Genomic DNA, 21,235 nt, shown 5'->3' with positions numbered 1-21,235 from the left:
GCAGCGCGCCGAGTCCCGGCGACTGCGCGGACGCGCTGGCGGCATGCAGCAGCATCGACGGCAGCAGCAGCGCAAGCAGGGCTCCGGCGACACGGCGTCGGGCGCCGGAGGCGCGGCGCGGTTCGGACCGGGTGGATTTCGCTTTCATTGATAATGGCGGTCTGGGGCTTGCCCGGTTCGGGCTTCCGCTGGACGACGCCAGAGGCTCCCGGATCGAGGCTGACCGATTTGCCCTTTGCGGGCAGCGCGCAGTGTAAACGCTGCCCGCTGTGCACTTGGCGAGCCGCAAGGTAAAGTATGTAACCTTTTGTTAAGCCATTTTGGCTCCTAGCGAGACTCGCTAAGATTAGCGCCATGGAAAATACCAGCCACAAGATTCTCGTCGTGGACGACGACCCCCGTCTCCGCGATCTGCTGCGCCGCTATCTCGGCGAGCAAGGCTTTACCGTGCTGGTCGCGGAAAACGCCACCGCCATGAACAAGCTCTGGCTGCGCGAGCGTTTCGACCTGCTCGTGCTCGACCTGATGATGCCGGGCGAAGATGGTCTGTCGATCTGCCGCCGTCTGCGCGGCGCCAACGACCAGACCCCGATCATCATGCTGACGGCCAAGGGCGAGGACGTGGACCGCATCGTCGGCCTCGAGATGGGCGCCGACGACTACCTGCCCAAGCCGTTCAACCCGCGCGAACTGATCGCGCGCATCCACGCGGTGCTGCGCCGCAAGGGCCCGGCCGAAGTGCCCGGCGCCCCGTCGGAAACGCCGGAGACCTTCGCCTTCGGCGATTTCGTGCTGAACCTGGCCACGCGCACGCTGACCAAGAACGACGAGGAAATCACGCTGACCACCGGCGAGTTCTCGGTGCTCAAGGTGTTCGCCCGCCATCCGCGCCAGCCGCTGTCGCGCGAGAAGCTGATGGAAATGGCGCGCGGCCGCGAATACGAAGTGTTCGACCGCAGCCTGGACGTACAGATCTCGCGCCTGCGCAAGCTGATCGAACCCGATCCGGGCAATCCGCGTTTCATCCAGACCGTCTGGGGGCTGGGCTACGTCTTCATTCCCGATGGCGTGAAGTAAGTCCCGGCCGTTATCGTGGCGACCGTGATCCGCCGCACGGCCACGCGTTTCTTCGGTTCGCTGTTCTGGCGGACCTTCATGCTGATCGCGCTGCTGCTGGCCATTTCGCTGGGCATCTGGTTTCAGAGCTACCGGCTGTTTGAACGCGCCCCGCGCGCGCAGCAGATCGCGATGCAGGTGGTCAGCGTGGTCAAGCTCACGCGCGCCGCCCTGCTCTATTCCGACCCCGCGCGGCGTCGCTTCCTGCTGCTCGACCTGGTGCAGAACGAAGGCATCAAGGTCTATCCGCGCGAGCGCGACGACGACTTCACCACGCCCACCGCGAACCCCTTCCTGACCCAGCTGGTGCAGCAGGAAATCCGCAGCCGTCTGGGCGGCGATACCGTGATCGCGACCACGGTCAACGACATTCCGGGCGTCTGGGTCAGCTTCGAGATCGAGGGCGACGACTACTGGGTGGCGATCAGCCCGGAGCGCTTCGAACGCGTGCCCGGACTGCAATGGCTGTGGTGGACCGTGGCGGCGGTGCTGCTGTCCATCTTCGGCTCGGCCTTCATCACGGCGCGGGTCAACCGGCCGCTCAAGCGCCTGGCCGATGCCGCGCGCGCGATCGGTTCGGGGGGCGATCCCCCGCCGCTGCCCGAGCGCGGCGCCAGCGAGGTCGCGCAGGCCAACCACAGCTTCAACCAGATGGTGCGCGACTTGCGCCAGCTCGACGACGACCGCGTGGTGATGCTGGCCGGCATCTCGCACGACCTGCGCACGCCGCTGACGCGGCTGCGACTCGAGACCGAGATGTCCCCGGTCGACGACACCACGCGCGAGGCGATGATCGCCGACATCGAGCAGATGGACGCGATCATCGGCCAGTTCCTGAACTACGCGCGCCCCGCGCAGGAGAGCAGCGAGCCGGTCGACCTGTCCTCGCTGGTGCGCGACGCGGTGAACGTCTATGCCGCGCACGACGACATCCGCATCCGCGTGCATGCGCCCGAGCCGGTGATGGCGATGGCCAACCGGATGGAGGTCCAGCGTATCCTCGACAACCTGGTCGAGAATGCGCGCCGCTATGCCAAGCATCCCGACAGCGGCATCGCCGAGGTCGAGATCACCACGCGCAACCATGACAAGGAGGCGATGCTGGTGGTGGCCGATCATGGCGACGGCGTGCCCGAGGCCCAGCTGCCGCTGCTGACGCGGCCGTTCTACCGGCTCGACGCGGCGCGCAGCGAGGCCAAGGGCGCGGGGCTGGGCATGTCGATCGTCAACCGGATCATGCAGCGCAACGGCGGCCGCCTGGTGCTGACCAATCGGCCGTCGCCGGGCAGCGGCCTGGTGGTCAGCGCGTGTTTCCGGCGCGCGTGATGCACGCCTCACTCCCGCCTGAGTCACGCTCCAAGCGTGCTTGATGCACGCCTCATTGCGTGCCTGGTGCATGCCTGATGCACGCCGCGTCGCCGTTCCGTCATCGCGATCGTGTATCGTTGCCGGACGGCGCAAGCCGGCGTGCCACGCCGCTTTCGCGCCGGGCCTCGCAGTTTCCGCGGCTATCGGGCTCTTTGAGATTTTCAATTAGCCGTGCCGAACAGGATGCTGCATACTTCCCATTCGTTGCGTGGCACGCGCAGCGGCCCGAGAAAATCGTCTTCGACGATGGCCGCTTGCGATGCCCCGCTGGCGTCTGTTCAACCGTATCCAGGAGAAGTCCATGAAGACCGTTGGTGACAAGCTCGAACCGTTCCACGTCGTCGGTGTCAAGCCGGGTTTCAACGCCCACGAAGAAAACGGCCAGTCGGCCTTTGAAGACATCACCGAGAAGTCGTTCGAAGGCAAGTGGAAAATCATCTACTTCTACCCGAAGGACTTCACCTTCGTGTGCCCGACCGAAATCGTGGCCTTCGCCAAGCTGAACCAGGACTTCGCCGACCGCGACGCTGTCGTGCTGGGCGGCTCGACCGACAACGAGTTCGTCAAGCTGGCATGGCGCCGTGAACACAAGGACCTGAACAAGCTGAACTCGTGGCAGTTCGCCGATACCACCGGCTCGCTGATCGACCAGCTGGGCGTGCGCGAGAAGGATGCCGGCGTTGCGCTGCGCGCCACCTTCATCGTCGACCCGGACAACACCATCCAGCACGTGTCGGTGAACAACCTGAACGTCGGCCGTAACCCGGACGAAATCCTGCGCATTCTGGACGGCCTGCAGACCGACGAGCTGTGCCCGTGCAACCGCGCTGTCGGCGGCGCCACGCTGTAATTCGCGCCTTGTCGATGTTGCCGGCGGCATCGCCGCCGGCAACGCGCCCCAGTGCGCACCGAAACCCGCCCACGCGGGTTTTTTTCGCCCAAAGCGATAGGAGAATTTGATGGAATTCCTCAACACGATCAAGAATCTCATTCCCGACTATGCGAAGGACATCCGCCTGAACCTGGACGGCACCATCGCACGCTCCTCGCTGGAGGGCAACGATGCGGTGGGCGTCGCGCTGGCCGCCGCCTTCGCCGCCAAGAGCAAGATCATCGTCGACGCGATCCGCAACGCCGGCGTGCTGTCGCCCGAAGAGCTGAACGGCGCGCTGACCGCGGCCGCGCTGATGGGCATGAACAATGTCTGGTATCCGTATGTCGAGATGGCCGCCGATCCCGATCTGGCAAGCCAGCCCGCCGGCCTGCGCATGAATGCGTATGCGACCCACGGCGGCGTCGACAAGCGCCGTTTCGAGATGTACGCGCTGGCCGCGTCGATCGTCGGCAAGTGCCACTTCTGCATCCGCTCGCACTACGAGCTGCTGAAGAACGAACAGGGCATGACCTCGCAGCAGCTGCGCGATGTCGGCCGTATCGCCGCCGTGATCACGGCCGCGGCCAACGTGATCGCCGCCGAGTAAGGCGGCACACGCCGAGGGCTTCTGCAGGCCTCGCCAGGCCACGGCAGTCCTTGCGAGGGTTTTCTACGGGCCCTTGTTGCCGATGTTTGTCGATGTTCGTCGATGGCCGCCCCGCGCGGCCATCGGCATTTCAGGCCCCGCGAACCCGACTCCGCGTCCGCCGCGCGCCCCGCCCGCGTCCGCATTTCTCCGACTGCATTTGTGCACGGTCCGGCCTACAATCGAGGCAGATTCTGCTTCGCGGACCATCATGAGCCAACTGCCCTCGCCCTCCTCGCCGCATTTCCACTATCGTCTCGCCACGGCTTCCGACTGGGGCCAGATCGCCGCGGTCACGCAGGAAGCGTATGCGCAGTACGAGCTCGAAATCATGGAGGACTGCCGCGCGTCGTTCCAGCAGGGCATGCGCTCGGTGCTGGCGACCAATACTTCCGATATGGAATGGTGGGTTGCCGAGACCGATCACGGCATCAGCGGCGCGGTGCTGTTCTGCCATCCCGGCGCGACGCTGCAGGCCCTGGACGGCAGCACGGTGACGCTGGCCCTGCCCGAGGCGCGGCTGCTGTCGGTCAGCCCGCAGGCGCGCGGCCTGGGTCTCGGCCGCACGCTGATGCAGATCTGCATCGAGCGTGCGCGCGATATCGGCGCGCAGGCGCTGGTGGTGCGCACCATGCCGGAAATGGGCGCCGCCAACCGCCTGTGCCAGCAGATGGGCTTCGTCAAACGGACCGAGGCCGGCGCGCGCTCCGGCCCGCTGGAACGGCTGGTCGACTACGTCTACGCAATCGAGCCGAAGGAAGCCGACGCGCCGCAGCCGGGCCTGTAACGGCCCGCAGGCCCGCACGACGGCGCCGCGCAGCACGTCCAGTCCTGTGGCGCGACGACGGCGCCGCGCAGCCTGCTCGGTCCTGCCGGTGCGACGATGCCCCCCCGCAGCCTGCTCAGTCCTGCGGCGCGACGATCGCGCCGCGCCACAGCAGCACCACCGCCTGCGCGACGATCCCTTCCTGGCGCCCTTCGAAGCCCAGCTTCTCGTTGGTCTTGGCCTTGACGTTGCAGCGGCCGGCCGCGATACCCAGATCCTCGGCCAGATTGGCCACCATCGCACCGATATGCGGCGCCAGCTTCGGCGCCTGCGCGATCACCGTCGCATCGACATTGCCGACTTCGAAACCGGCCTCGCGCACGCGCCGCACGGCCTCGCGCAGCAGCGCGCGGCTGTCGGCCCCGGCAAAGGCCGGATCGGTATCGGGGAAATGCCGGCCGATATCGCCCAGCCCCGCGGCCCCGAACAGGGCGTCGGTGATCGCGTGCAGCAAGGCATCGGCGTCGGAATGGCCGAGCAGGCCGCGATCGTGGGGGATCTCCACGCCGCCGAGCACCAGCTTGCGGCCCGGCACCAGCGCGTGCACGTCGTAGCCTTGTCCCACGCGGATATCGAAGGGCATCATCGCGATCGGTCTCCAGAAGAACCAGCAGAAGGGGCGGCGGACGGGCCGCCGAGCAGGACTTCGGCAAGCGCGAAGTCCTCGGGATAGGTCACCTTGAAATTGCGCAGCGAGCCGTTGACGAGCCGCGGCTTCAGGCCCAGCCGCTCGATCGCGCTGGCCTCGTCGGTCACGACCGCGCCGCTGGCGAGCGCGTCTTCCAGCGCCTGGCGCAGGACGCCGACGCGGAACATCTGGGGCGTCTGCGCCTGCCACAGCCCTTCGCGCGGCACGGTGCCGCCGATGCGGGACGGCTGCGAGCGCTGCAAGGACTGCGAAGGCTGGGACGGCTGGGAAGATTGCGACGGCTCGCTCGGCTGCGGCTCGGCCTCGGCACGCTTGAGCGTATCGGGCACCGGCACCGCCAGGATGCCGCCGATCGCCGCGTCGGGGCCGTCGCCATCGTCCCCTTCCACCGCGCGGATCAGCGTCTCGATCATCAGCGGCGTCAGCCCCGGCCGCGCGGCATCGTGCACCAGCACCCAGTCCTGATCCTCGGCGCCGAGCTGGACCAGATGCCGCAGCCCGTTGAGCACCGATTCATGGCGCGACTGGCCGCCGACGAAGGCGGTATCGAAGCGCAGGCCGGCAAAGGCCGCCGAGCCGAAGCGCGCCTCCAGCGGCAGATCGTCGGGCGCGAGCACAAGCGCGGTGGCGCTGATCGACTCGCACGCCGAGAACGCGGCCAGCGCGTACCAGATCATTGGGTGGCCGGCCAGCTCGCGATACTGCTTGGGCAGGCCGGCGCCCGCGCGGCTGCCGCTGCCGGCACAGGGAATCAGGGCAAAACGTCGTTCGGACATGCGGCGGACTGACGGATCAAGGGAAGGCACGAAAGCGGCCGGTATGCACCAGGCGTGGAGCCGGCGTGCAGCCGGAATGCAGCCGGCGTGCAGCCGGAATGCAGCCGGCGCGCAGCGAGCATTGCACCGGGAATGCGGCGCCGGTATGCGACGCCGGATGGCCGGGCGCTGCGCATTCTATAATACGACCCTCTTCTCGACACCCCCGCCCGCGCTGCCGGCGGGGTGTCGTCGTTTGAACCGAACCGCTTTATGTCCGACGCCAAATCGCCTTCCGCGCTCCCCGTTTCCACTCAGCTGCCGCTGGTCAAGGCCGGCCAGCGCCATCAGGTCGCCGGCCTGCACGGCTCGGCCGATGCGCTGGCCCTGGCCGCCTATGCCCGCGCCCACCACGGCCAGATGCCGATGCTGGCGGTGATGTGCGCCAACGCGGTCGACGCGCAGCGGCTGGCCGACGAGATCCCGTGGTTCGCACCGGAGCTGCGCGTGCGCGTGCTGCCCGACTGGGAGACCCTGCCCTACGACAGCTTCTCGCCGCACCAGGACCTGGTGTCGGAGCGCCTGGCGACGCTGCACGACATCCAGACCGGCCAGTGCGACGTGATGCTGGTGCCCGCGCAGACCGCGCTGTACCGGCTCGCGCCGCCGGCGTTCCTCGCCGCCTATACCTTCTTCTTCAAGCAGGGCGAACGGCTTGACGAGGCCGCGCTGAAGGCGCAGTTCACGCTGGCCGGCTACGAGCATGTCAGCGCGGTGATGCGGCCCGGCGAATACAGCGTGCGCGGCGGCCTGATCGACCTGTTCCCGATGGGCTCGGCGCTGCCGTACCGGATCGACCTGTTCGGCGACGAGATCGAGACCATCCGCGCGTTCGATCCGGACACGCAGCGCAGCCTCTATCCGGTCAAGGAGGTGCGCCTGCTGCCCGGCCGCGAGTTTCCGCTCGACGAGGCCGCGCGCACCGCGTTCCGCGGCCGCTGGCGCGAGGTGTTCGAGGGCGACCCGAGCAAGTCGCCGATCTACAAGGACATCGGCAACGGCGTGCCGTCGGCCGGCATCGAGTACTACCTGCCGCTGTTCTTCGACGCGGCGGCGACGCTGTTCGACTACCTGCCGGCCGGCACGCAGCTGGCCTATGTCGGCGCGATCGACGAGGCGATCCGCCGCTTCTGGACCGATACGCAGCAGCGCTACGACTTCATGCGGCACGATCGCGAGCGGCCGCTGCTGCCGCCCGCGCAGCTGTTCCTGAGCGAGGAGCAGTTCTTCAGCGCCGCCAAGCCGCTGGCGCGGCTGGTGCTGCAGCAGGGCCCGGCCGGCGCCGACGCCGCTCCGCTGTCGGCCCCGCTGCCCGACGTCTCGGTCAATCGCCGCGCCGAGGACCCGCTGGTCAATCTCGAGGCGCTGCTGCTGCGCAAGCAGGCGCGCGTGCTGATGTGCGCCGATTCGGCGGGCCGCCGCGAGACGCTGCTGCAGTTGTTCGCCGACAGCGGCCTGCGTCCGCATCCGGTCGAGGACTGCGCGGCCTTCCTCGCCGGCGACGCGCCGTTCGGGATCGCGGTGGCGCCGCTGCAGAGCGGCTTCGCGTTGCCGCCGATGGACGGCCAGCCGGGCCTGGCCTTCGTCACCGAGGCCGAGCTCTATGCGAATACCGCGCGCCGCGCCGGCCGCCGCAAGCAGGAGCAGGCCAGCAGCGTCGACGCGATGGTGCGCGACCTGGCCGAGCTGAAGATCGGCGACCCGGTCGTGCACAGCGAACACGGCATCGGCCGCTACCAGGGCCTGGTCACGCTCGACATGGGCCAGGGCGACGAGGAATTTCTGCATCTGGACTACGACAAGGGCAGCAAGCTGTATGTGCCGGTCCACCAGCTGCACGTGATCTCGCGCTATTCGGGCGCCGATCCGGATACCGCGCCGCTGCATTCCCTCGGCTCCGGCCAGTGGGAACGCGCCAAGCGCCGCGCCGCGCAGCAGATCCGCGATACCGCGGCCGAACTGCTGAACCTGTACGCGCGCCGCGCGCTGCGCGAGGGCCATGCCTTCGCGCTGTCGCCGAAGGACTACGAGACCTTCGCCGAGAGCTTCGGCTTCGAGGAAACGCCTGACCAGGCCGCGGCAATCGCCGCGGTGATCGCCGACATGACCTCGGGCAAGCCGATGGACCGGCTGGTCTGCGGCGACGTCGGCTTCGGCAAGACCGAGGTGGCGCTGCGCGCGGCCTTCGTCGCGGTGATGGGCGGCAAGCAGGTGGCGATGCTGGCGCCGACCACGCTGCTCGCAGAGCAGCATTTCCAGACGCTGTCGGACCGCTTCGCCGACTGGCCGGTGCGCATCGTCGAGCTGTCGCGCTTCAAGACGAAGAAGGAGGTCGACGCGGCAATCAAGCAGATCAACGACGGCACCGTCGATATCGTGATCGGCACGCACAAGCTGCTGTCCGACGACGTGCGCTTCCAGCGGCTGGGACTGGTCATCATCGACGAGGAACACCGCTTCGGCGTGCGGCAGAAGGAGGCGCTGAAGACGCTGCGGGCCGAGGTCGACGTGCTGACGCTGACCGCGACGCCGATCCCGCGCACGCTGGGCATGGCGCTCGAAGGGCTGCGCGACTTCTCGGTGATCGCCACCGCGCCGCAGAAGCGGCTGGCGATCAAGACCTTCGTGCGGCGCGAGGAAGACGGCGTGCTGCGCGAGGCCATCCTGCGCGAGCTCAAGCGCGGCGGCCAGGTCTACTTCCTGCACAACGAGGTCGAGACCATCGAGAACAAGCGCGCGCGGCTGGCCGAGCTGGTGCCCGAGGCGCGCATCGCGGTGGCGCACGGGCAGATGCACGAGCGCGAGCTCGAACGTGTGATGCGCGATTTCGTCGCGCGGCGCGCCAACATCCTGCTGTGCACGACCATCATCGAGACCGGCATCGACGTGCCGTCGGCCAACACGATCCTGATCCACCGCGCCGACAAGTTCGGCCTGGCGCAGCTGCACCAGCTGCGCGGCCGCGTCGGCCGCTCGCACCACCAGGCCTACGCCTATCTGCTGGTGCACGATCCGGAAGGGCTGACCAGGCAGGCACAGCGCCGGCTCGAGGCGATCCAGCAGATGGAGGAACTCGGTTCGGGCTTCTACCTGGCGATGCACGACCTGGAAATCCGCGGCGCCGGCGAGGTGCTGGGCGACAAGCAGTCGGGCGAGATCCACGAGATCGGCTTCCAGCTGTACACCGACATGCTGAACGCCGCGGTCAAGGCGCTGAAGGCCGGCAAGGAGCCGGACCTGATGGCGCCGCTGGCGGCCACCACCGAGATCAACCTCGGCACGCCGGCGCTGCTGCCGAGCGACTACTGCACCGACGTGCACGAGCGGCTGTCGCTGTACAAGCGGCTGGCCAACTGCGAGCGTCCCGAGCAGGTCGACGACATCCACGAGGAGCTGGTCGACCGCTTCGGCCGCCCGCCGGCGCAGGCGCAGGCGCTGATCGAAACGCACCGGCTGCGCATCGCCGCGGTGCCGCTGGGCGTGCGCAAGATCGACGCCGGCGAGGCCTCGATCAGCGTGCAGTTCGTGCCGAATCCGCCGATCGATGCGATCCGCATCATCGACCTGGTGCAGAAGAACCGGCATATCAAGCTGGCCGGACAGGACAAGCTGCGCATCGAGGCGAAAATGCCCGACGTGGCGGTGCGCGCGCAGACGATCAAGCAGACGCTGCGGCAGCTGGCTTGAGGGGCGGCGGAGGCCGGTTGCCCTCTCGCCGACCCTCTCGCCGACCCTCTCGCCGACCCTCTCGCCAACCCTCTCGCCGACCCTCTCGCCGGCCCTCTGCCCGACCTCTCGCCGCCCCCTCGCCGACCCTCTTGCCGACCCTCTGCCCGACCCTCTCCCGCATGCGGGAGAGGGAGCCGGTTTGCGGCGCTTCGGCAGAGGCCGACGCCGGCAGCAGGCTCCCCTCTCCCGCCCAGCGGGAGAGGGGTCGGGGGAGAGGGCTCGCGGAGCGGCAAAGTGGACCCCGGCACATATCCGGGTGTAGGATCGGACATCCCTCAGCGTGATCCTGCCGCATGTCAGCCCATACCCCTGCCCCCGCCGACGCCCTCACCGACGCCACCACGGACGCCCTCGCCGACGCCCCCGAACACTCCGCCCTCGACTGGACCCGCCGGCTGATCGAGTTCGACACCACCAGCCGCGAGTCCAATCTCGGCCTGATCGAAACGGTGCGCGACCACTTCGTGGCCCAAGGCCTGAAGCCCCACCTGAGCTACAACCCGCAGCGCAACAAGGCCAACCTGCATGTGACCGTGCCCGCCGCCGACGGCAGCGAGCAGCGCGGCATCGTGCTGTCGGGGCATACCGACGTGGTGCCGGTGGACGGCCAGGACTGGAGCACCGATCCGTTCCGCCCGGCGCTGCGCGACGGCAAACTCTACGGCCGCGGCGCCTGCGACATGAAGGGCTTCATCGGCACCAGTCTCGCGCTGCTGCCCGCGCTGCTGCAGGCACGGCTGCGCGAACCGGTGCACTATGCGCTGTCGTTCGACGAGGAGGTCGGCTGCATGGGCGCGCCCTATCTGATCGACGACCTGCGCGAGCGTGGCATCCAGCCGGCCGGCTGCATCGTCGGCGAGCCGACCAGCATGCGGGTGATCGTCGCCCACAAGGGCATCAACGCCTATCGCTGCTGCGTCAGGGGCCAGGCCGCGCATTCGTCGCTGACGCCGCGCGGCGTCAATGCGATCGAATACGCGGCGCGGCTGATCTGCTTCATCCGCGACCTGGCCGACGAGTTCCGCGCCAAGGGCCCGTACGACGAGGCCTTCGACGTGCCCTTCACCACCGCGTCGACCGGCACCATTCAGGGCGGCATCGCGCTGAACACGATCCCGGCGCTGTGCGAGTTCGTATTCGAGTACCGCAACCTGCCGGGCGTCGATCCGGAAGCGATCCGCGCGCGCATCGAGGCCTATGCCAACGACGTGCTGCTGCCCCGCATGCGCGCCGAGCATGCCGACGCGGACCTGAGCATCACGCGCATCGCCGCGGCGCCGGCGCTCGACGCCGCCGAGCGCGATGCCATCACGCAGCTGGTGCGCGCGCTGACCGGCGACAACGCGATCAGCAAGGTGGCCTACGCCACCGAGGGCGGCCTGTTCCAGCGCGCCGGCATCCCGGCCGTGGTCTGCGGGCCCGGCGACATCCAGCAGGCCCACAAGGCCGACGAGTTCGTCGCGCTGGAGCAGCTCGCCCAATGCGAGGCCTTCCTGCACAAGGTCGTCGACAGCCTGCGCATCGCGGCCTGACGGTTCCGTCGGCACGCCGGCACGGCGGCACGCCAGCACGCCAGCACACCAAAGACATCCACTCCCGGAGGCGCATCGCGCCTTCTCACCGATGGCCTGAACGGCCGGGCCGCCGATGGCCCGGCCGCATCGACAAGGGGCACGCAGAGGCCCCGTTGCAACGCGAGCCGCAACGTCGACCGCAATGTCGGCCGCCGTATCGGCAGCAACACCGACCACAACGACATCAAAGGAGAACTCGACATGGCAGCACGCCGCTCCCCCGCTTTCGCCCGCTCCCGACGCTTCCTGCCGCTGCCGGCCGCCATCCCGGCGCTGGCCGCCGCGGCCAGCCTGCTGTGCGGCTCGGCCCTGGTCTCGCCTGCGTTGGCGCAGACCGCGCCGCCGGCCACATCGGCTGCAACGCCGTCCGCGGCCTCGCCGGGCCAGGCGAGCACCGGCGATCCCGCGCTGCACGCGCAGATCGAGACGCGCGCCAAGGCAGCCGAGGCGCGCCTGATCGCCTGGCGCCGCGACATCCACCAGCATCCCGAACTCGGCAACTACGAGACGCGCACCGCGAAGCTGGTGGCCGATCATCTGCGCAAGCTCGGCATGGAGGTCAAGACTGGCGTGGCCAAGACCGGCGTGGTCGGCCTGCTCAAGGGCGGCAAGCCGGGGCCGGTGGTGGCGCTGCGCGCCGACATGGACGCGCTGCCGGTCAAGGAGCGCGTCGACGTGCCGTTCGCCTCGAAGGCCAAGGGCAAGTACCTCGGCAAGGAGGTCGACGTGATGCACGCCTGCGGCCACGACACCCACGTCGCGATTTTGATGGCGACCGCCGAGGTGCTGGCCGGCATGAAGGACCAGCTGCCCGGCACGGTGAAATTCATCTTCCAGCCGGCCGAGGAAAGCCCGGCGGACATCGAACCGGACGGCACCAATATCTGGGGCGCCAAGCAGATGGTGGCCGAGGGCGTGCTGGAGAACCCGAAGGTCGATGCGATCTTCGGCCTGCATGTCAGCAGCGGCATCGAGTCGGGCAAGCTGGCCTGGCGCAGCGGCCCGGCGATGGCGGCGGCCGACCAGTTCTGGATCGACGTCAAGGGCCGCCAGACCCATGGCGCGCGTCCGTGGGGCGGCATCGATCCGATCGTGGTGTCGTCGCAGATCGTGCTCGGCCTGCAGACCATCCAGAGCCGGCAGGTCAATGCGATGCTCGAGCCCTCGGTCATCACCGTCGGCACGATCCATGGCGGCAACCGCATGAACATCGTGCCGGAGAAGGTCGAGATGATGGGCACCATCCGCACCTACGACGAAGGCATGAAGAAGGACATCCACGCGCGCATGAAGCGCACCACCGAATCGATCGCGGCCAGCACCGGGGCCGAGGCGACCTTCCGCGTGGTCGAGCTCTACAACGCCACCGTCAACCAGCCGGCGCTGACCGAGAAGATGGCGCCGACGCTCAAGCGCGTGGCCGGCGACGGCAACTGGATGCTGGCGCCCAAGGCGACCGCCTCGGAGGACTTCTCGTTCTACCAGGAGAAGGTGCCGGGCCTGTTCTTCAATCTCGGCGTGACCCCCAAGGGCACCGATGTCACCAAGGCGCCGTCGAACCACTCGCCGGAGTTCTACGTCGATGAGCCGGCGCTGATCAACGGCGTGCGGGCGCTGTCGAACCTGACGGTCGACTTCATGACGATGGCGCAGCGCTGATCGGCATGGCGCAGGGGCAGGCGCGGGGCGATTACAATAGCGTCCTTTCACCGTCCCCCGTGCCCTGCACCGTCGTCCCCGCGCATGCGGGGGCCCGGCGGCTTCGGCGCCGCTGCCGGCCGGACAAGCCGCTGGATCGCTGCCTGCGCGGGGACGACGCAAGATTCCAACTTCTCTCATGCCCCTGATCGTCCAAAGCCTGCAACCCATCGCCTGCGCGGATATCGACGCGCTGCGCATCCTTGCCGACGCGCCCGGACTGAGCCTGCGCGGCGACACCGTCGCCACCGCCGAGGCCTGCGCGCCGCTCGACGCGCGGCTGCGCGATGCGCTGGAGGCGTTCTGCGAGCCGCGCCGGCTCGACTGGGCCGTGCTGCCGACGCACCGGAAGCTGTCCGACTTCCGGCTGGTGGCCATGGACATGGATTCGACGCTGATCACGATCGAGTGCATCGACGAGATCGCCGATTTCTGCGGGCTGAAGGCCGAGGTCTCGGCGATCACCGAGGCCGCGATGCGCGGCGAGATCACCGACTTCAACGAAAGCCTGCGGCGCCGCGTCGCGCTGCTCAAGGGGTTGGATGCCAGCGTGCTGGACCGGGTCTACGAGGAACGGCTGCGGCTGTCGCCGGGCGCGGAGCGCATGCTGGGGGCCGCGCGCGCGGCGGGCCTGCGCACGCTGCTGGTGTCGGGCGGCTTCGTCCACTTCACCGAAAAACTCAAGGCCCGGCTGGGCCTGGACTTCACCCGCGCCAATACGCTGGAGATCGTCGACGGCAAGCTGACCGGCCGCGTCGAAGGCGAAATCGTCAATGCCGAGGTCAAGGCCCGCACCGTGCGCGAAGCCTGCGAGGCGATCGGCGCCGATCCGCGGCAGGCGATCGTGATGGGCGACGGCTCCAACGACCTGAAGATGATGGCGATCGCCGGCCTGTCGGTCGCCTTCCGCGCCAAGCCCGTGGTACGCGCGCAGGCCAGCGTGGCGTTCAATCATGTCGGGCTGGATGGGTTGCTGAATCTGTTCGCGGATTGATTTCGCGGGCCGGCTGTGCTGCCGGTCCGTTCAGTAGTCCCATCGGTAGTCCCCCGGTAGTCCACCGGTAGTCCTCCACCGCCTTACCGCTCTCTCCCCCAGCCCCTCTCCCGCAAGCAGGCGAGGGGAGCTCGGTTTGCCGTTGCCATCTGTGATGCCGATCGCGCTGGGTTCGCCTGTGCCGGCTGGGTTCTCCCTCTCCCGCCTGTGCCGGCTGGGTTCTCCCGCTCCCGCCCGCGGGAGAGGGCGGGGAGAGGGCAACCTCCGCCGCCAGCACCCCTCCCCCCTCTATCAATACATTGCAAACAATATCAATAACTTGCATCGCCAAATACGAATCATTACCATTTGTGTTTTGAATTCGGTAACAAAATCTTGCGATGCAACTCTTTGCCGCTCTCCTCGGCCTGGCGGGCGCTGCCTGCCTGTATCTGGCCGGTCCCAATCAGGTGCTGCTGCGCCAGCCGCCCCAACGCCGCATGATGGTGTGGCTCGGCATCGTGCTGACGTGCTCGGGCGCCGTGGGCTGGTCGGTCGAGCACAGCTGGCCCTCGTCCATCGCCGCGACGCTGGCCACGCTCGGCACCGGCCTGTCGCTGTGGCCCTTCCTCGGCTGCTATCTGCACAAGCGCCGCGGCGGCGAGGAGGCGGCATGAACGGCGGCATCGGCACCAAATGGCTGGCCGGCACGCTGCTCGGCTTCCCGCTGTCGCTGGCGGTCTGCACGCTCGCCATCCTGTGGCTGCCGGGCGGCTGGCAGAGCGGCATCATCGGCGCGGTGACCGCCAGCCTGCCGCTGTGGGTCGCCATCATCAGCACCAGCCTGCTGTTTTCCAGCAGCCGCGCCGCCTGGCTCTGGCTGGGCGCGGCCAACCTCGTCTGTTTCGGTGCGTTGTGGGGATTGCGGCTGATGGCCGTGCCCGGCGCGGCCGCGTAAGGAGTACCCCATGAAGGCTGCAACGCTGCGCGTTTACCAGACGCTGCATACCTGGGTCGGCCTGATGGCCGGCTGGGCCTTGTTTATCGCGTTCTTCGCCGGCGCGATCACGGTGTTCCACCACGAGCTGCACGAGTGGCAGTCGCCGGCGCGCATCCGCGGCGAGACCCACGCCGCCGCCAAGCCGTCGCCCGAGGATCTGGACCGCTTCGTCGCCACGCTGGTCAAGGCCCATCCCGAGGCGGCGGCCAGCGTCTATATCGGCCTGCCGACCGAGGGCGAGCCGCACACCACCGCCTACTGGATGGACGGCAAGGGCGAGTGGCAGACCACCAATGAGGAAAAGCTCGGCGCGGGCCGGACCTCGCCGCAGGACACCTCGCTCGACGGCGTGCGCGGCGAGCTGTCGAACTTCCTGAACGGGCTGCACTACACGCTCGGCCTGCCGATGCAGGTGGGCATGCATTTCATGGGCGTGGTGTCGGTGCTGTACGGCCTGGCGCTGGTCTCCGGCGTGCTGCTGCACCTGCCGCGGCTGAAGAAGGACCTGTTCGCCGTGCGCCCGGGCCGCAACCTGAAGCGCTTCTGGATGGACGCGCACAACGTGATCGGCCTGTTCAGCCTGCCCTTCCATCTGGTCATCGCGATCACCGGCGCGCTGTTCTGCGTGTCGATGACGCTGGCGATGGCCTTCAACGTGCTGACCTTCGACGGCAAGCTGATGTCGGCGCTGCCCACCGCGATGTCGTCGGTGCCCGAGGTGCAGGCGGCCGGCAAGCCGGCGCCCCTGATGCCGGCGCGCGAGCTGATCGAGATCGCGCAGCGCGCCGCCGGCGACGGCTTCAAGCCCAATTCGGTGCGCTACCAGCGCGTGGGCGACGCCAATGCGCTGATCGAGGTGCGCGGCGACAGCGAGCGCGCGCTCGGCAACTTCGGCTCGGTGGGCATCCACGCCGCCGCCGGCCAGCCCGACAGCGGCCGCGTGATCGCCAACCAGACCGCCAGCGGACGCGACGCGAACCACGGGCTGTACAGCGCCCTGTTCGCGCTGCATTTCGGCACCTACGGCGACCTGGCGCTGCGGCTGGTCTATCTGATCGCCGGGCTGGCGGGGGCCTTCCTGTTCTACTCCGGCAACCTGCTGTGGATCGAATCGCGCCGCAAGGCGCGCCAGGCCGAGCAGCCGCGCGTGCACCGGCTGCTGGCGCAGGCCACCGTCGGCGTCTGCATCGGCTGCTGCGTCGGCGTGGCGGTGGCCTTCACCGGCGCGCTGCTGTGGCCGGAGCGTCCGTCGTCCTTCGTCTACTTCCCGGTGTTCTTCGCCGCGCTGGCCTGGGCGCTGCTGCGCCCCCCGGTGCGCGCGGCGATCGAGCTGCTGTACGTGGCGGCGCTGGCCTACCTGGTGGTGCCGGTGGCCAACGCGATCCTGACCGGCGACCATCTGCTGCGCAGCGTGCAGCAAGGCGAATGGGCCGTGGCCGGCTTCGACATCGGCGCGCTGGTGTTCGCGCTCGGCTTCGTCGCGCTGGCGCGTGCCACGCAGCGCCGTGCCCGTATGGGCCCCGCCGATTCGGTATGGGCGCCGCGCCCGAGCCGCGGCGATCCGGGCCCGTCGGCCCCGCCGGTGGTCGACGCACCGTGACGCTTGCCGCGCCGGCCGTGCCGATCATGTCCATCGTGCCGATCATGTCGTTCATCCAGATCGCGCCCAGCATGCCGATCGTGCAGATGATGCCGATCTCGCCCACCGCTCCACCCGAGGCGCGGCGGGACTGGTCGGCGCCCCGATTGGCGATCTGATCGGCGCCCTGGCCGGCGCCATTCGCAGCGCCCCGCCCCACTAGAACCACACCCCCAACCCAATTTGCACTGCCCTCAGGCGCACGCGGTTCTCCGCGGCGTCCGGGGAGCCGTGCGCGTTCGCACAACAAACGAAGAGGAAACGAGCCATGTCCACCCCCCGCCGCAGCCGCCCCGCGCTGACACCGCTGGCGCGCCAGCTGGCCCTGATCGTCGCCGTCGGCGGCGCCGCCGCGCCGGTGCTCGCGCAGACCGCCGCGGGCACCACTGCCAGCACCACTGCCAGCACCACTGCCAGCACCACTGCCGGCGCCACTGCCGGCGCCACTGCCAGCACCACCGCAAGCCCCACGGCGACCGCTACCGCGCAAGCCGAGCTGCCGACCGTCCATGTCACCGCGGGCAGCGAGCCCGCCTATCGCGCCCGCGATGCCAGCACCGGCGCCCTCGGTGACAAGCCGCTGCAGGACACGCCGTTCTCGGTCTCGGTGGTGCCGCAGGAACTGATCGAGAACCGCCAGGCCATCACGCTGGGCGACGTGTTCCGCGGCGAGCCGTCGGTGGCGCCGATCGGCGACGGTTATATCGGCGAGTCGGCGGGTTTGACCATCCGCGGCCTGCATCTCGACCTGCTCGAGGGCTACAAGATCGACGGCCTCGCCATCCCGAACTGGGGCAGCGACGTGCCGCTCGAACACTTCGAACGCGTCGAGCTGCTCAAGGGCCTGGGCGGCTTCATGTACGGCTTCGGCGCGCCCGGCGGCATCGCCAACTTCGTCACCAAGCGTCCCACCTCGAAGTTCGCCGGCAGCGCGTCGCTCGGCTACGTTTCCGACGGCGTGCTGCGCGAGGCGATCGACGTCGGCGGCCGCTTCGGCGCCAACGACATGTTCGGCGCGCGCGTCGGCTTCGTGCACGAGGAAGGCGATACCTTCGTCGACGGCGGCCATATCAAGCGCGATTCCGCCTCGGTGGCGCTCGATGCCAGGCTGAGCCCCAACCTGCGCTGGTCCCTCGACGGGCTCTACCAGCAGCGCAACGTCAAGGGCGCCTACTACGGCATCATTCCGGGCCAGGACTTCGGCGCGCCGGTGACCGAGTTTGTCAACACGCCCCGCACGCTCGACGGCAGCCAGCGCGTGGCCAGCAAGGGCACCTATTACGAGACCGAGATCAAGAGCATCGGGACCGAGCTCAACTGGGGCTTCGCCGACGACTGGAACCTGCGCACCTCGTACCGCTTCACGCAGCAGAACCGCGGCAATGCCGACAGCGCGATCCTGCTGCTGGACAACGCCGGCAACTACGCCGAGAACCAGTACAGCTCGTATTCGCGCTACCACTACCAGCACGCGCAGACGATGGCGACCGGCAAGGTCCGCACCGGCAGCATCGAGCACGACATCGCCGCGGGCCTGTCGTGGCAGAGCCTGGTGCAGAACTGGGGCAGCTTCAGCGGCGGCGGCATCATCGGCTATGGCAATCTGTACGATCCGGGCCAGTTCGTGCCGACCGGGCTGCCGCTGTCGCGCGTGCCGTCGTCGGATGTGCTGTACCGCGCGTCCAGGATCGAGCAGAAGTCGGTCTTCTTCAGCGACACCATCAAGTTCAACGAACAGTGGTCGGTGCTGGTCGGCCTGCGCTACACCCGCTACGACCAGACCGGCTACACGCCGGAGGGCGCGATCTCGAGCACCTACAAGAAGTCGCCGATCACGCCGACCCTCGCGCTGATGTACAAGCCGGTGCAGCCGCTGACGCTGTACGGCAGCTATGTCGAATCGCTGGAGGCCGGCGGCTCCGCGCCGCTGACCGCGCGCAACGCGGGCGAGGTGTTCGGCCCGCTGAAGAGCCGCCAGTACGAGATCGGCGCCAAGGCCGAGCTGGAGGACTGGACGCTGAACGCGGCGCTGTTCCAGATCCAGCGCGGCCTGAATTACCTGCGCAACGACAAGGTCTACACGCAGGACGGCGAGACCCGCTACCGCGGCATCGAGCTGTCGGCGCGCGGCAAGCTGGCGCGCGACTGGACGCTGATGGGCGGTGTCACGCTGCTCGATTCGGAGAATGTCGAGGCCTCGCCCGACGTGCTGGGCAAGCGCGCCTACAGCGCGCCGACCTTCAAGGCCACCGCCTATGTCGAGTACGCGGTGCCACCGGTGCCGGGCCTGGTGCTGAGCGCCGGCGGACAGTACGTGTCGAAGATGGCGCTCGAGGCCAACAACAGCAACTGGGTGCCGGCGTACCACACCTTCGATGCGGGCATCCGCTATTCGACGAAGCTGGGCAAGACGCCGGCGGTGTTCCGGCTGGTGGTCGACAACCTGACCAACGAGAAGTACTGGCTGCCGAGCTACGGCTTCATCCTGACCCAGGGCGCGCCGCGCACGGTGCGGGCCAGCGCGACGTTCAGCTTTTGAGGCTGCGACCGCGGGCCGGCGGAGGGTTTGCCTGGTGGTCCCGCGAAGGCGGGATGCCAAGCGCCCTTGGGCAAGGCGCTGGGTCTTCCCCTTTCGCGCGGTCGACGTGGCTTCGGCCGCAGAAGTTCCGCGTCCCCCTTCAACCGACCAGCTTCGCCTCCATCGCCGCCTTCAGATCGGCGATCAGGTCGCGCGTATCCTCCAGCCCGATATAGAGCCGCACCAGCTCGCCGGCATCCTGCCAGCCGGCGGGCGGCCAGCTGCCCGCCGGGCGCATCGTCTGCACGTGGTATGGCACCGCCAGGCTGTGCGCCCCGCCCCACGACCAGCCGATCGAGAACAGCCGCAGCGCTTCGACGAAGGCGTCGACCTGTGCGCGCGGATAGCGCGCGCGCAGCACCACCGCGAACAGGCCGCTGGCGCCGGAGAAGTCGCGGCGCCAGAAGGCGTGGCCGGGGCAGTCGGGCAGGGCCGGATGCAGGACCCTGGCCACCTCCGGCCGCTGGGCCAGCCACTCGGCGACCTCGCGTGCGGCGCGGTCGTGCGCCGCGAGCCGCACCGGCATGCTCGGCAGCGAGCGCAGCACCAGGTAGCAGTCGTCGGCCGACACGCCCCAGCCCATCAGCATGCGCACGCGCTTGATGCGCTGGTAGAGCTTCTCGTCGCGGCACAGCACCGCGCCCATCAGCACGTCGCTGCCGCCCGACTGGTACTTGGTCAGCGCCTGCACGGAAATATCGATGCCCTTGTCGAAGGGCCGGAAATAGATGCCGGCCGACCACGTGTTGTCGATCGCCGTCAGCACGCCGCGCGCCCTGGCGGCGGCGACGATGGCCTCGCTGTCGGGCACCTCCATCGTCACCGAGCCCGGCGCCTCCATCCAGATCAGCCGCGTATTGGGCTGGATCAGCTCGGCGATGCCGGCGCCGATCATCGGATCGTAGGGCCGCACGGTGATGCCGAAATCGCGCGCCAGCCATTCGCCGTGCTCCCTATTGGGACCGTAGACGTTGTACGGCACCAGCACGTCGTCGCCGGCCTTGAGCAGCGCGAAATAGACCAGCGAGATCGCGCCCAGCCCCGACGGCAGCAGCAAGGCGTGGCTGGCGCCTTCGAGCATCGCCAGATGCTGGCACAGCGCCTCGCTGGTCGGCGTCGCGTGGATGCCGTAGCGCCAGTAGGTGGTGGCGCCGTCGCCATGCGCGCGCAACTCGGCGAGATTGCGGAACACCACGGTGGAGCCGCGCTGGGTCGGCTGGGAGAAGGAGGCGAAACCGGGGGGAACCTGCAGGGGCGGCTGCACCGCCAGCGTCTGCACGTAGCAGTCGGGCGTTGCGCCGGGATCGTTGTCGTTCGGGGAAGCGGCGTTCGTATCGGTCAGGGGACGGTCGGACACGGCGGATTCCTTGTCTGGCGAGTGCGGATAGAGCCTCCGAGCTTACCAGCAATGACGGCGGCGCCGCCATGGGGCCGATGGCCGCTGCGCGGCCCGCCGCGCTTAACGTGCTTGACCCGCTTGACCTGCTTGACCTGCTTGACGCGCTTGACCCGCTTGATGCGCTTGACCTGCTTATGCGGCGTGACCGCTTGACGTACTTAAGCCGTTTGGCCCGCTTGAGCCACTTGAGCCGCTTGAGCCGCTTGCCCGCTTAACGCTTGCGGTCCTCGACGATCGCCGAGCGCGGCGGCCGCGGTCCGTAGACCACGCCGCTGTTTGGCGTCATGTCGATCGAGGGCACCGCGACCACGCCGTCGGGGCCGACATAGACGGGCATTTGCTGGCCGGAAG

17 protein-coding genes are annotated in these 21,235 nt (G+C 68.7%); 14 read left to right on the top strand and 3 right to left on the bottom strand.

Going from position 1 to position 21,235, the window contains the following annotated elements:
* Positions 1–354 precede the first annotated feature (354 nt).
* From ompR to AC6EI8_RS12770, 5 genes are all read left to right on the top strand, one after another.
* Positions 355–1,077 carry an osmolarity response regulator transcription factor OmpR gene (gene ompR, locus AC6EI8_RS12790; RefSeq protein ID WP_006576352.1) on the top strand — a complete coding sequence of 241 codons (723 nt, stop codon included), beginning with the start codon at positions 355–357 and terminating at the stop codon, positions 1,075–1,077.
* Between the two features lie 15 nt (positions 1,078–1,092).
* Positions 1,093–2,442, top strand: coding sequence for an ATP-binding protein (locus AC6EI8_RS12785; RefSeq protein ID WP_149318870.1), 1,350 nt, complete (start codon positions 1,093–1,095; stop codon positions 2,440–2,442).
* Between the two features lie 343 nt (positions 2,443–2,785).
* Positions 2,786–3,334 (top strand): peroxiredoxin, encoded by a 549-nt coding sequence (locus tag AC6EI8_RS12780; protein ID WP_053823112.1) that lies wholly within the window; start codon positions 2,786–2,788, stop codon positions 3,332–3,334.
* A 109-nt stretch (positions 3,335–3,443) separates the two neighbouring features.
* Positions 3,444–3,965, top strand: coding sequence for a carboxymuconolactone decarboxylase family protein (locus AC6EI8_RS12775; RefSeq protein WP_006576349.1), 522 nt, complete (start codon positions 3,444–3,446; stop codon positions 3,963–3,965).
* Between the two features lie 250 nt (positions 3,966–4,215).
* Positions 4,216–4,791, top strand: a complete 576-nt coding sequence (locus tag AC6EI8_RS12770; protein WP_053821940.1) for a GNAT family N-acetyltransferase — start codon at positions 4,216–4,218, stop codon at positions 4,789–4,791.
* A 115-nt stretch (positions 4,792–4,906) separates the two neighbouring features.
* On the opposite strand, the gene ispF is transcribed toward AC6EI8_RS12770, so the two are convergent.
* Complete coding sequence (ispF, locus tag AC6EI8_RS12765) at positions 4,907–5,416, bottom strand: 2-C-methyl-D-erythritol 2,4-cyclodiphosphate synthase (RefSeq protein WP_150083058.1); 510 nt, start codon at positions 5,414–5,416, stop codon at positions 4,907–4,909.
* Positions 5,413–6,255, bottom strand: coding sequence for an IspD/TarI family cytidylyltransferase (locus tag AC6EI8_RS12760; protein WP_265632334.1), 843 nt, complete (start codon positions 6,253–6,255; stop codon positions 5,413–5,415). The genes ispF and AC6EI8_RS12760 overlap by 4 nt, the downstream gene beginning before the upstream one ends.
* 252 nt (positions 6,256–6,507) lie before the next feature.
* Between AC6EI8_RS12760 and mfd the strand changes: the two genes are divergently transcribed.
* The 9 genes from mfd (at position 6,508) to AC6EI8_RS12715 (ending at position 19,446) form a co-directional block, all read left to right on the top strand.
* Positions 6,508–9,981, top strand: a complete 3,474-nt coding sequence (gene mfd, locus AC6EI8_RS12755) for a transcription-repair coupling factor (protein ID WP_149318872.1) — start codon at positions 6,508–6,510, stop codon at positions 9,979–9,981.
* A 335-nt stretch (positions 9,982–10,316) separates the two neighbouring features.
* Entirely contained in the window at positions 10,317–11,555 is a 1,239-nt protein-coding gene (gene argE / locus AC6EI8_RS12750) for an acetylornithine deacetylase (RefSeq protein ID WP_226106509.1), read from the top strand.
* 243 nt (positions 11,556–11,798) lie between these two features.
* Positions 11,799–13,256, top strand: coding sequence for an amidohydrolase (locus AC6EI8_RS12745; RefSeq protein WP_498382077.1), 1,458 nt, complete (start codon positions 11,799–11,801; stop codon positions 13,254–13,256).
* Positions 13,257–13,434: 178 nt separating this feature from the next.
* Entirely contained in the window at positions 13,435–14,289 is an 855-nt protein-coding gene (serB, locus tag AC6EI8_RS12740) for a phosphoserine phosphatase SerB (RefSeq protein WP_498382076.1), read from the top strand.
* A 380-nt stretch (positions 14,290–14,669) separates the two neighbouring features.
* Positions 14,670–14,945 carry a hypothetical protein gene (locus tag AC6EI8_RS12735; protein ID WP_422648755.1) on the top strand — a complete coding sequence of 92 codons (276 nt, stop codon included), beginning with the start codon at positions 14,670–14,672 and terminating at the stop codon, positions 14,943–14,945.
* Entirely contained in the window at positions 14,942–15,226 is a 285-nt protein-coding gene (locus AC6EI8_RS12730) for a hypothetical protein (RefSeq protein WP_149318875.1), read from the top strand. The genes AC6EI8_RS12735 and AC6EI8_RS12730 overlap by 4 nt, the downstream gene beginning before the upstream one ends.
* Before the next feature lie 10 nt (positions 15,227–15,236).
* The gene (locus AC6EI8_RS12725; RefSeq protein ID WP_498382075.1) at positions 15,237–16,868 is read left to right on the top strand and encodes a PepSY-associated TM helix domain-containing protein; all 1,632 of its coding nucleotides are present in this window, start codon (positions 15,237–15,239) and stop codon (positions 16,866–16,868) included.
* Positions 16,865–17,026: a hypothetical protein gene (locus tag AC6EI8_RS12720; protein ID WP_187829241.1), complete on the top strand. Its 162-nt coding sequence runs from the start codon at positions 16,865–16,867 to the stop codon at positions 17,024–17,026. The genes AC6EI8_RS12725 and AC6EI8_RS12720 overlap by 4 nt, the downstream gene beginning before the upstream one ends.
* Before the next feature lie 149 nt (positions 17,027–17,175).
* Positions 17,176–19,446, top strand: a complete 2,271-nt coding sequence (locus tag AC6EI8_RS12715; protein ID WP_498382074.1) for a TonB-dependent siderophore receptor — start codon at positions 17,176–17,178, stop codon at positions 19,444–19,446.
* A 139-nt stretch (positions 19,447–19,585) separates the two neighbouring features.
* On the opposite strand, the gene AC6EI8_RS12710 is transcribed toward AC6EI8_RS12715, so the two are convergent.
* The gene (locus AC6EI8_RS12710; protein ID WP_498382078.1) at positions 19,586–20,827 is read right to left on the bottom strand and encodes a cystathionine beta-lyase; all 1,242 of its coding nucleotides are present in this window, start codon (positions 20,825–20,827) and stop codon (positions 19,586–19,588) included.
* Positions 20,828–21,235: the final 408 nt, after the last annotated feature.

It is taken from the genome of Cupriavidus sp. R6-3 (genome assembly GCF_059772245.1).
Note: the sequence above shows the minus strand (reverse complement) of the source record. Positions and strands in the feature narration are given on the sequence as shown.

Coding starts and splice junctions, on each gene's coding strand:
- ispF (WP_150083058.1), bottom strand. CDS start 5,416: ATGATGCCCTTCGATATCCGCGTGGGACAAGGCTACGACGTGCACGCG.
- AC6EI8_RS12735 (WP_422648755.1), top strand. CDS start 14,670: ATGCAACTCTTTGCCGCTCTCCTCGGCCTGGCGGGCGCTGCCTGCCTG.
- AC6EI8_RS12715 (WP_498382074.1), top strand. CDS start 17,176: ATGTCCACCCCCCGCCGCAGCCGCCCCGCGCTGACACCGCTGGCGCGC.
- argE (WP_226106509.1), top strand. CDS start 10,317: ATGTCAGCCCATACCCCTGCCCCCGCCGACGCCCTCACCGACGCCACC.
- AC6EI8_RS12775 (WP_006576349.1), top strand. CDS start 3,444: ATGGAATTCCTCAACACGATCAAGAATCTCATTCCCGACTATGCGAAG.
- AC6EI8_RS12745 (WP_498382077.1), top strand. CDS start 11,799: ATGGCAGCACGCCGCTCCCCCGCTTTCGCCCGCTCCCGACGCTTCCTG.
- serB (WP_498382076.1), top strand. CDS start 13,435: ATGCCCCTGATCGTCCAAAGCCTGCAACCCATCGCCTGCGCGGATATC.
- ompR (WP_006576352.1), top strand. CDS start 355: ATGGAAAATACCAGCCACAAGATTCTCGTCGTGGACGACGACCCCCGT.
- AC6EI8_RS12770 (WP_053821940.1), top strand. CDS start 4,216: ATGAGCCAACTGCCCTCGCCCTCCTCGCCGCATTTCCACTATCGTCTC.
- mfd (WP_149318872.1), top strand. CDS start 6,508: ATGTCCGACGCCAAATCGCCTTCCGCGCTCCCCGTTTCCACTCAGCTG.
- AC6EI8_RS12730 (WP_149318875.1), top strand. CDS start 14,942: ATGAACGGCGGCATCGGCACCAAATGGCTGGCCGGCACGCTGCTCGGC.
- AC6EI8_RS12760 (WP_265632334.1), bottom strand. CDS start 6,255: ATGTCCGAACGACGTTTTGCCCTGATTCCCTGTGCCGGCAGCGGCAGC.
- AC6EI8_RS12780 (WP_053823112.1), top strand. CDS start 2,786: ATGAAGACCGTTGGTGACAAGCTCGAACCGTTCCACGTCGTCGGTGTC.
- AC6EI8_RS12725 (WP_498382075.1), top strand. CDS start 15,237: ATGAAGGCTGCAACGCTGCGCGTTTACCAGACGCTGCATACCTGGGTC.